Origin of the sequence: Pseudanabaena sp. UWO310, assembly GCF_006861605.1 — a bacterium.
GTDB lineage: Bacteria > Cyanobacteriota > Cyanobacteriia > Pseudanabaenales > Pseudanabaenaceae > Pseudanabaena.
In genome coordinates, this window is record NZ_SELU01000104.1 from 1 (window position 1) to 10,891 (window position 10,891).

The following is a 10,891-nucleotide window of genomic DNA, read 5'->3' on the forward strand; positions in this document are numbered from 1 at the left end:
CTCTTATAGCAATGAAAGAGATAGTTAGGACAAATCAAAAACCAAATAAATAAAGGCGGCGCTTCGCGCCGCCTTTATTTATTTGGTTTTTATGTCCTAAGTAAAACTTTCACTGCTATAGCTAATTAGATTTCAAGGAATAAGAAAAGATTGCAATTTACTACTACCTTCTTTTCTCAGGAAATTACTAGCAAAAATCAAACGTTTTTTCTCAGGGTTATCGGCTGTCCCAATCACAATGGGTGGATAGTAAATATGGCTATTCATCAAAGTGGGAGTTCGCCATAGCAATTTGCCAGTTTTATCGTCAAAGGCACTGACCCAACTATTGTTGTCAGCAGAACCATAAAAGCCCAAGGTCACATTTTTGATTTCCATATCTTCTATATAAACTTGTCCATCTACCCAAGTTAAAAGTTGAGGCTCATTGTCATAGACACGAGTTACTGTAAATCTGCGTAAGAATCGACCCGTTTCCTTGTCTAAAACCACAAAGCTACCACGAGAGTTCTGTTTAGGTTCCCAGATTAAAACTTCACGATCGCTAACGGCTTTAACTTTGCCAGTAATGACATACGACCATTTTTCCTTACCAGTTTGGAGAGCGATCGCACGAATGCGTCCCGATGGCTGCGTCTTGGTATTACCAAAGACCGAAGTATAGATCGTATCTCCAAAAACATTGGCTGACCATAAGCCATTAGGATCTTGCGGCGCTTCCCAAGTCCAAAGAACTCGACCTGATGCTACATCCATCACCGTAAATTGTTCGAGCCGACCTGCGGTTGTGTTGTGAAAGGAAGGCAACAATAAAATTCCATTCTGTACCACTGGATTGATTGCCTGAATACCAATCAACCCATTAGTTTTAGGAAGTTGGTACGACCAAAGCGTTTTCTCTTTAGTACTACCAAATACCTTTGTTTGATAGTCCGTGAGACTGGAGGTGCTATCATCAATTGGTATAGAATCACCATATACCGCAATATCTTGATGTATCCCCATCAAGCGATCGCGGATACCGCCATCCATATATTCTGCATACTTAAACGATGTTTTAGGAGAACCAGTTTCAGGTTCAAATCCCACAACGCCATTGTCATGACTGGCATAAATAGTTCCATTCTCTAAAATTAACTTGCGACTACCAAGAGTCTGATGAGATGGTAATTTCTGCTGCCACTGCACTTTTCCCGATGCAATATTAACCGCCAATAAATTTGCCGAATAATCCCTTGGCTCTCCACTATAGTTCTGGTTCGCAATTGCAAACACCATCTCACCATTCGTAATCAGTGGGGTGCTCGCTTCTAAATTAGCAGTCCATTCAGGCTGAAGGATTACTTCAGGATTATTTGCATAGGCGACAAGATGTAAACCTAGCAGCAGCACTAAGGAAATCAGAAAGTATTTCCCAAAATTGACCAGTTTTTGAGAATATTGCAATTTAAATTTTGATGATATTACTTGCATAACAGCGATCGCCATATTTGCTCAAGCACCTAAACTTTACAAGTCTATAATTTATATTAAATTCATAAATAAAATCAATTATTAAAGTTAAATCAAGATTAAATCCCTATCGGTGTCCCTTTTGGTAGATTGGAACTTGGGAAATCAGTAGTAATAAATACATTTTTATTTATAAGGATCGGTTCAGAAATATGAGCAGTAAGACCAACCGCGTTGTTGTGATTGGAGTTGCAGGTGATTCTGGTTGTGGGAAATCCACATTTTTAGGAAGACTCAAGGATCTGTTTGGCGAAGAATTTATGACCGTGATTTGTCTAGATGACTATCATAGTCTCGATCGCAAACAGCGAAAGGCAACAGGGATTACTGCTCTCGATCCTCGTGCCAACAATTTTGATCTGATGTACGAGCAAATTAAGGCTCTCAAGGAAGGAAAATCGGTGATGAAGCCGATCTACAACCACGAAACAGGTTTAATCGATCCGCCCGAACTAATCGAGCCCAATAAAGTCATCGTTATCGAAGGCTTGCATCCAATTTATGACGAACGTGTGCGGAAACTGCTTGATTTCAGCATTTATCTCGATCTCAGTAATGAAGTCAAGATCGCTTGGAAAATTCAACGGGACATGGCTGAACGCGGTCATACCCTCAGCGATGTCGTGCAAGCGATCGAATCACGGCGACCAGACTTTGAAGCTTATATCGATCCCCAAAAAGCCCATGCCGATATCATCATTCAGATTCTACCTACCAATCTCCTTCCCCACGATAGCGAGCAAAAAGTATTGCGCGTGCGTTTGATTCAACGTACTGGAGTTGCGGGATTAGAACCTGCATATCTCTTTGATGAAGGGTCAACAATTTCTTGGATTCCCTGTGGGACAAAACTAACCTGCTCCTATCCTGGCATCAAACTATTTTCGGGTCCCGATAGCTGGCTCGGTCAACCCGTCAGTATTTTGGAAATCGACGGACAATTCGATCGCCTTGAAGAGATGGTCTATATCGAAAATCATCTCAGTAGTACCAATGCCAAGTTTTACGGGGAATTGACGCAACTCCTACTCAAACACCCCGATTATCCAGGTTCTAACAATGGTACGGGTTTGTTGCAAATCATTGTGGGGCTAAAGATGCGGGCAACCTTTGAGAGACTGACACAACCAGTAGAACCCGTCACTGCATAGATCGGCGATCGCATTTATATTTATAGAGTTGCGCCGCTTTGCGCCGCAACTCTATAAAACTTGTCCAAACATAGGCGATACATTGCTACAAAAAGGGGCTACAAAAAGGGACTACTAAACCAAGAGCCAGAATCATCATGATGCTCAAAAAGTAAACGGCGACGGCATAGGTTGACGACTTCAGGAGTGAGGACATAATCCCTGTTCAGACATTGCTGCAAAGTTTGCCGATCGCGATCGCTAATTGTCGAGAGTCGATGCATCCGATCCATCTCTAAAACTTGGGTGAGAGTCTCTAGAGAAATCGGTGGATTTTGTGATTGCAAGCAGCCTTGTAAAATCGATAGTAAATAGGGTAAATGCCCATGACTTTCCAGACATAGACAATCGAGGGTTTCTAAGCGATCAAAGCAATCCGTCACCCTTTCCAACCATTTTTCAGGAGCGATATTCGGCAGCATTCTCGCTAAAACAACTTGACGCAGTAGGTTTAAACTCTCAGGATTAACGACCCCAAGGCGATCGCGGAGTTGCAAGTTGGACAATATAATCGGCGCATTGCCCTTTAAATACTTCTGAAATCTCTGCTGAAATTGCTCGTCACTATGGATAATTGCCAAAAGAGGCATCGTGTAGATTGTGTGACATTGAAACTGCCGTAAATACTTCCCACCTTCACCAAAAATAATTTTGGCTTGTTCGAGAGACAAGCGATCGAGGTTATCAACCAAAACAACCAGTCCCTTCTTCCCTAAATGCTTCAAGCGATCAATCTCCGTTCCCGTGACTTCTTCAATGGCAACAAGTAAGGGGTTTTTGATCCGTGACTCAAAGTAATGTTGTAACTGGCGGCGATGTTGCTCGCTATCTTGTAAAGCTTGCAAAATTCTTTGTAAACGTGGAACATAGGTAGAAATACCAATGGGAGAAGGCAACCGCATCCATTTTTCAATTTCCGAGATCGCATTGGGCAAGTAGGCAAGCGATAACGAATCGCCTTTACTTTCCAGTTGCTGCACGATCGCCGTCAGGATCATCAGCCAAATCTCAGTTAAGCCCACATCATCAATCTGGAGATATTTATCCGCAGCACAGTGAATTACGGCAAACCCTTGCAGCTCTAGCTCATATTTCAACCTTAACAATTCCGTCGATTTACCGCTACCGATATGCCCTGAGAGCAATTGACAGGTTGGTTTGTTGGGAGACAGCGCGATCGCTCTCCGCATTCTTTTGACAACATCATCCCCCTTTGCCGCCGCTAAATCTACATAGTAATGCTCTTCCTTTGGTAAAACGATGGCAAAGCTAGGGTTGCAGGCATGGAGAGATTCTAGGTTTGTCATAATGCATATTATTTATCTTGAAATATCTTGAAATATCTTGAAATATCTTGAGGTTTAATTGAATAATCAAACAAATTCTAATTAAACAAATTCTAATTGAACAAATTCTCGATCGCACATACTCGACACATTTGCCATCGAGATAGTTCCCCCACCAAGGCAGGACGATTGCATCTCGGACATTTTGGCATTTGATTGGTTCTCAGTTTCATCACATCTTGCCAACGTTGAAATGCATCCTTTGCCGTTGCAGGTGGCTTGGGAGTTTCTGGCTGAACAACTTTAAGACTTGGCTTGAGTGGTTTGGATGGGGGCTGGGCAGGTGGTAAGTAACTGGGGTGATCCTCGGTCACAGCTTGACGTTCTTTCGCGATTTCTTTCAACGTCTGTTGTTGTGTCGCCCATTTTGCTGTAGAAAAATGAATATCAGCGATCGCTAAGTTTCCCAAATCGCTAAATAGTGCATTAATCTTCGCCAATATTCTTACCCTTTCAAAGGTCAGCGCTTGCGACCAAATTGAACTTGAGACTGCTACCTGTAAAGTTTTTTGATATACCCCAATCGGACAGGTTTGCAGTGCGACCGATTCACCAACAATATCAGACCATTTTTCAACGATCAACAAATATTGACAGCGTTGCTGCCAACTGGTGCGGGACTGGATACCATGCAAAATATTTGGTAACCCTGTTAGGGACATATCCGTAAACCAAACATATCTTTTGCTTAAGATTAGCAATCATTTTACGCTTTCCGATCCTCAGATTAGCATTTCTATAAACAGCTACTAAGTAGCTAGGCATAAGTAAGCTTAAAACCCAGAAGAGCATACCGCCCGCTGCGCGGGCGGTATGCTCACTGGTTTGGTTTTTTATAGCTACAGTCACTTGAATTAGGACAAATCAAACCCCAAGAATTGACTGGCGGCGTGAAGCGCCGCCAGTCAATTCTTAGGGTGTATGCCCTAGTAGATTTGGCGATCGCTATATAACTGTAGGCGTTTACCTTAGGAAACAGCGATAATATTCACAGTTGATTGTGAGTGAAGATTTTCTATGTTTGAAAATTTATTTAAATCGCCCAAGGCCGATCGCATTCCGAAAGGACAGCGGCTAACCAATGGCTTCCCAATCATGACCTATGGAGATACACCCAATATTCAACGTCAAGATTGGCAATTGCGGGTTTGGGGACTAGCTACAGAGAAAACCTTCACATGGGATGACTTGATGGCAATGCCTCAAACTGAATTTACGGCTGACTTTCACTGCGTCACCACATGGTCAAAACTAGATGTCAAATGGCAAGGGATCAAAGTAACTGACTTTTTAAAATATATCGAAATCGAGCCGCAAGCTTTACATTTAATGGAACATTGTTACGGTGGCTATACCACCAATATTGCGATGGAGGACTTTGTACGGGAAGAAAATTTCTTTGCCCATACGCTTTTTGGTAAGCCTTTACCCGTGGATAATGGCGGTCCCGTACGATTAGTAGTCCCCCATCTTTATGCTTGGAAAAGTGCTAAGTGGCTAAATGGGCTAGAGTTTCTCAACAAAATGCAACTTGGTTTCTGGGAGCGTAATGGCTATCATCATCGTGGCGAACCCTTTGCCGAGGAAAGGTATAGCGCTTTCTAGTCGATTATTTGGAAACCCCAAATTATGAGTGGCGGCGCTTTGCACCGCCACTCATAATTTGGGGTTTTATACCAATTTTTGTGGACTTACCAATCAAGTATTTTCGTAATTAGATCAGGCAGATCGAGGGAATTGAATGGTTTCGTAATTACGCCGCTTATACGTAAGTCATTAAACTGTCGTCTTTCTGAAGTCTGAACCTTCGCAGTTAAAAAAATCACTGGGATTTGTGCAGTGTGGGGATCGGATTGTAGGGCTTTAAAGGTAGCGAGCCCGTCCATATCGGGCATCATCACATCGAGCAGAATAGCGTCAGGCTTTTCATCATCAGCTATTTTCATACATTGCATTCCTGAACTAGCAACTAACACTTCCCAGTCAGCCACCATCTGCATCCCAAACCGTACAACAGTTTGAATACTTTCTTCATCATCAACTACCAAAATCCTCTTGATTGGCATAGTTTTAGCTCATAGGTTGAATAATGGCAGAGTAAACGAAAAAGTACTACCTTTCCCAAGGGTACTCTCAGCCCAAATTTTGCCCTCATGCTGTTCAACGATCTGACGACAGATGGTTAACCCCAAACCCGTGCCACCTTTACGGCGAGAGTCAGAGGAGTCTACTTGCTGGAATCTTTCAAAAATAATTTCCAGTTTGTCATCGGGAATACCCTGACCTTCATCGGAAACGGAAAATAGCACTTCGGCATTCGGTCGATTTTCCGCAGTTAGCCATACTTTACCTTTCACTGCCGAGAATTTAATCGCATTACTAATGAGATTGGTTAGTGCTTGCACAATGTAATCAGAATCCACAAAGATATTGATATCAACTGGCTCAACTACTAAAACTACACCGTGATTCTGCGCCATTGGCTGCATTGCTTCTATTGCCTGAATCATTAAAGTGGAAACATTACAGACCTGTTTCTCCATTTTCACTTCACTAGACTCGATGCGCTGCAAATCAAGGACATTATTGACCAAGCGGACTAGGCGCTCTGTATTGTCATCCGCTATTTCCAGAATTTGCTGCCCTTCTTGTGAAAGAGTTCCTAGTCTTCCCGTTGCTAAAATCTTTAATGCACTATGCATGGAAGTTAAAGGGGTGCGCAATTCATGACTGACAAAGGCGATAAATTCATCTTTTATGCGTTCGATCGCTTTGCGATCGCTAATATCGACAGTTAGTGAAAAAAAACCTTTAACATTTTTATGTTCATCAACATGGGGAATGTGGGTAACTTTCACGGAGCGGGGCGAACCATCTTTTAAGAGAATTTCATTTTCATAGGTCACAGCCTGACCTCTTAGCACTAGCTTCACATGGGACTGCATTCTTGAGTAGCAGTTATCCCCCCAAACGGATTGCATATCACTGCCATAGATTTCTGATAGAGACTTGCCTAGCCAATCTTCATAGGCTTGATTGTTAAATTGATAACATTGGTTCTCATCGACATAGGAAATCAGCACTGGCAAGGCATTAGTAATCAGCCTTAACTGTTCTTCCCTCTGGCGCAGAGCAGTTTCCGCCTGCTTGCGATCGCTAATCTCTTGCTGGAGATTGCGATTGGCTTCCCGTAATTCCGCAGTACGCAATTCGACGATTTCTTCTAAATGCTCTAGAACCTGTGCTTGCGATAGGGCTATACCGATCTGATCGGCAAGTTGCTGCATCAGTTCCATTTCAAAATCTAACCATTGGTAAGGGCGATCGCAATGATGCGCGATTAATAACTGTTTAGGCATAAGTTAATTTTACACTTACACCGCTTTGCACCCAAGCCTTACAGAGTAATCCGAACTCACGTTTTCAAGTAGCTAGGCGCAATTAAATATACAACCCCAAAACCTGTAGCGCACGCTGCGCGTGCGCTACAGGTTTTGGGGTTTGAATTATGCCCAGCCACTTAGGGGATCCCTTTAGGCGATCCCTGCGATCGCGATCACCGCCATTGCAATTTGTTAGTAAGTATAATTACGCAACCATAAAGACGAAAATCACGTCTAGATCTGCGAAAGTCTGGTACGAAATCAAGAGTGAAGGAGCTGAGGAGCAACCGTAATGTCAGTATTTTATTTTGCGCGATTCATTTTCAAATTTTACGCTGGCTCGATCGCTGTTTTAGTTTTGGTAAATGCTCTTTCGACACTTTAAATTAAGAATCTTACTTTGTGGGTTAGAATAAGCCCAAAAACCTATATGTCAAGTAGCTCCAGCGATCGCAAGCAACGGAATTCTCGGCAAAAGCCTCCATCTAAGATCGCACGCTTCTTTAAGTGGCTCGAATGGCGCTTTGCGACACCAGAATTTATTGGGGGAATGTATAGCACCTTTACGATCTTCTTCTTTATGGCGGCAACGAATACGCTGTCGGGGTGGTTGTATGTCATTAGTGGCGTAAGTTTTGCATTGTTAATTGTGGGAGCCGTAATGCCCAAGCGCTTGCTAGCAGAAATGGTGGTAAAGCGATCGCCCATCGATCCTGTAAGTGTCGGTGACGATCTGTGGATGGATTTGACGATTCAAAATACGGGGCGGACTGAGAAAAAGCTGCTCGAAGTCAGCGATATACTGCCAGAAAATCTTTCCAATATTCTGCAACAAGATGTAGTAATTGAGATAATTGCCCCCCTGCAAGAATATCGCTGGAGCTATGAAGCCAAAACTACTAAGCGCGGTATATTTTTATTTAGATCGACGGAAATCGCTACATCTAGTCCTTTGGGACTGTTTCGCAGTCGTCGAGCCTGTCCATCAGGACAAAAGGCGATCGTTTATCCCACGGTAATCCCCCTCGATCGCTGTCCTTTGGTTGACCAGTTAGGACAGGACACCAGCCCCCGTCAATATAGCGACGAACATAACTACAGCAATGCATCGGAAGGCTTAACCAAAACTTTACGTCCATACCGCTGGGGCGATCCGACTAGATTAATCCATTGGCGTACTAGTGCCAAATTTGGGGAATTACGGGTGCGCGAATTGGAAGTAACCCTTGGGGGACAGGAAGTAGCGATCGCCCTCGATAATTCCGCAGGATGGCAGCCTGAAGCCTTTGAGGAAGCGGTAGTAGCCGCAGCTTCTCTCTATTTTTATGCCCAAAAATCCAAGCTAAGCGTGCGCCTATGGACAAATGATACAGGGATAGTCCAAAGCGATCGGGCCGTCTTAGAAACATTAGCTGCGGTGAATATGGCTGACCACTCGGTAACTCCTACCGATATTGTCAAGGATCTTCCCGATCTCCCTGTTGTGTGGATCTCCCACAGTACCGATAGTATTGCCTATTTACCCTTGGGCAGTCGATGGCTACTGTGGCAAGCTTCAGGAAAAGCGACTCCAGTATCGGTTCCCAATCAGCGATCGCTGGGATTAGTAATCGAGACGATATCCGATGCTGATGACTTGAGTTATAAGTCTTTGCGATCGCAACTTCAGGGATATCTCGCCACTTGAATCGCCTGTAGGACATAAACCCCAAGAATTGATTGGCGGCGCTTCGCGCCGCCAATCAATTCTTGGGGTTTGAGCTATAAATTATCGTATAAGTCAGCAATGATGATATTGGAAAATAGCCAACCATCGGGAGAAACTAACATAATCCGTATATCTTCTGAATATTCGACAAACTCGACCCAATGGCGATCGCGATAGCGCTCCAGACATTCACAGGCGCGATCGCATAATTCCCTGCCAAAAGCGGCAATTAGAGCGTTCAGACTTAATCCCTCCGCCAATCGCAATCCCTGCATTAATGTATCCATTAGCTCCTCCGCAGGCGTAATGGTGGGAGCCGTAAAGCCAATTCCCTCTGACTTCCATTGCGCAATAGCATCAAAATAGGGGCGTATCTTGCGGGGGCGATCAATTCTTTGACGGTTAATATAACTAGTTGCCCCCATACCCATGCCGTAAAAGGGTTGATTGTACCAATAGGTCAAATTATGTCGAGCTTGATAGGAAGGCTTCGCATAGTTAGATATTTCGTAATGTTCATACCCCTTAGCAGTCATTAACCGATGGGCAGCAAGATACATCTCGACGGTTAGCGATTCTGAGGGTAATGGTCGATCGCCTGCTTGGTAGCGTTTACCAAATGCCGTCCCTTCCTCAACAATGAGATCGTAAATGGAGAAATGGGTCGGTTGTAAAGCGATCGCCGATCTCAGCGAGTATTCCCAATCTGTCATCGATTGATGGGGAAGTCCAGAAATTAGGTCTAAACTAAAGTTCTCAAACCCAGCTTTTTGAATTGAGTCAACTGCTGCATAGATATCCTCCACCCTATGCCCTCGCCCACAAACATCCAATAATTCCTGCTGAAAAGCCTGTGCGCCAAGACTAATGCGGTTTATCCCTAAACTTCGATATCCTTGTAAACTTTCCGTACCAACAGTTCCCGCATTAGCTTCTAAAGAGATTTCCGCATCGGTAGCGATCGCAAAGTATGTAGCGATCGTTTCTAAGATTTGGGCGACCTGTTGGACGGTTAGTAAAGATGGAGTGCCACCACCAAAAAAGATTGTTTGCAACGTCGCCTCAGGTGGAATCTGCTCGACAGTAAGTATAATTTCTTGACAGAGAACATCAACATATTGCTGTTTCAAATTTTCCCCGCCAGTAGTAATGGCGAAGTCACAGTAAAAACAACGCCTTTTACAAAACGGTATATGTAGATACAGAGATTTAGGAAATATTTGGCTCAAGACGTTTATCAATCACTAGCGAAGTTATCTATTCATTATCACAAACAGCTATCCCCTTTGCTGTAACCAATCCTAACCAAAAAGAGAAGAACGGAACGAAACACCACTCCTCTTTTTGGGGTTTTGAATTTATCCAAACATAATTGACTATTGCAATAGTCAGTTGTAATAGTTCAGTTGCTAGGCGCAATTAAACATAAAAATAAAACCCCAAAACCTGTAGTGCAAGCACAGCGTGCGATATAGGTTTTGATTCTGGGATTTAATTATGCCCAGTTACTTAAGTACGTCAGCATAGTTAAAGTATAAAATCAGAGCCTAGGCTGCCTGCTACACAGGAGAAATAGGCTTTTAGGTTTTCAGTTTATTTATGCTGAGATACTTAGGGACTTGCGATTTAATGAAGTACCAAATATAAAACCAGAATCGGTGGCGCGGCGGAGCCGCGCCACCGATTCTGGCAAATCTGGATTGGTATCTTATTCTCTCGCAAGTCCCTTATTGCTATTTATTGCTATATAAG

9 protein-coding genes are annotated in these 10,891 nt (G+C 43.4%); 3 read left to right on the forward strand and 6 right to left on the reverse strand.

What is annotated here, in order from left to right; all coding sequences use genetic code 11:
- Window positions 1-132 precede the first annotated feature (132 nt).
- On the reverse strand, window positions 133-1,488 hold the full coding sequence (locus tag PseudUWO310_RS22015) for a PQQ-binding-like beta-propeller repeat protein (RefSeq protein WP_143190494.1): 1,356 nt from the start codon (window positions 1,486-1,488) through the stop codon (window positions 133-135).
- A 176-nt stretch (window positions 1,489-1,664) separates the two neighbouring features.
- On the opposite strand from PseudUWO310_RS22015, the gene PseudUWO310_RS22020 reads away from it, so the two are divergent.
- Entirely contained in the window at window positions 1,665-2,663 is a 999-nt protein-coding gene (locus PseudUWO310_RS22020; RefSeq protein ID WP_143190497.1) for a phosphoribulokinase, read from the forward strand.
- 98 nt (window positions 2,664-2,761) lie between these two features.
- Here PseudUWO310_RS22020 and PseudUWO310_RS22025 read toward each other — a convergent pair whose 3' ends face one another.
- A complete protein-coding gene (locus tag PseudUWO310_RS22025) occupies window positions 2,762-4,009 on the reverse strand; it encodes an ATP-binding protein (RefSeq protein WP_143190498.1) in 1,248 nt (415 codons plus the stop codon).
- A gap of 92 nt (window positions 4,010-4,101) precedes the next feature.
- The gene (locus PseudUWO310_RS22030) at window positions 4,102-4,710 is read right to left on the reverse strand and encodes a DciA family protein (RefSeq protein WP_143190499.1); all 609 of its coding nucleotides are present in this window, start codon (window positions 4,708-4,710) and stop codon (window positions 4,102-4,104) included.
- 355 nt (window positions 4,711-5,065) lie between these two features.
- On the opposite strand from PseudUWO310_RS22030, the gene PseudUWO310_RS22035 reads away from it, so the two are divergent.
- Window positions 5,066-5,653: a sulfite oxidase-like oxidoreductase gene (locus PseudUWO310_RS22035; protein WP_143190500.1), complete on the forward strand. Its 588-nt coding sequence runs from the start codon at window positions 5,066-5,068 to the stop codon at window positions 5,651-5,653.
- 86 nt (window positions 5,654-5,739) lie between these two features.
- Here PseudUWO310_RS22035 and PseudUWO310_RS22040 read toward each other — a convergent pair whose 3' ends face one another.
- Window positions 5,740-6,114, reverse strand: coding sequence for a response regulator (locus PseudUWO310_RS22040; protein WP_143190502.1), 375 nt, complete (start codon window positions 6,112-6,114; stop codon window positions 5,740-5,742).
- Between the two features lie 9 nt (window positions 6,115-6,123).
- Entirely contained in the window at window positions 6,124-7,407 is a 1,284-nt protein-coding gene (locus PseudUWO310_RS22045; protein WP_143190503.1) for an ATP-binding protein, read from the reverse strand.
- Between the two features lie 454 nt (window positions 7,408-7,861).
- On the opposite strand from PseudUWO310_RS22045, the gene PseudUWO310_RS22050 reads away from it, so the two are divergent.
- Complete coding sequence (locus PseudUWO310_RS22050) at window positions 7,862-9,118, forward strand: DUF58 domain-containing protein (protein ID WP_143190504.1); 1,257 nt, start codon at window positions 7,862-7,864, stop codon at window positions 9,116-9,118.
- 74 nt (window positions 9,119-9,192) lie between these two features.
- Here the strand turns inward: PseudUWO310_RS22050 and hemW are convergent, their stop codons facing one another.
- A complete protein-coding gene (gene hemW, locus PseudUWO310_RS22055; RefSeq protein ID WP_143190505.1) occupies window positions 9,193-10,368 on the reverse strand; it encodes a radical SAM family heme chaperone HemW in 1,176 nt (391 codons plus the stop codon).
- Between the last annotated feature and the right edge of the window lie 523 nt (window positions 10,369-10,891).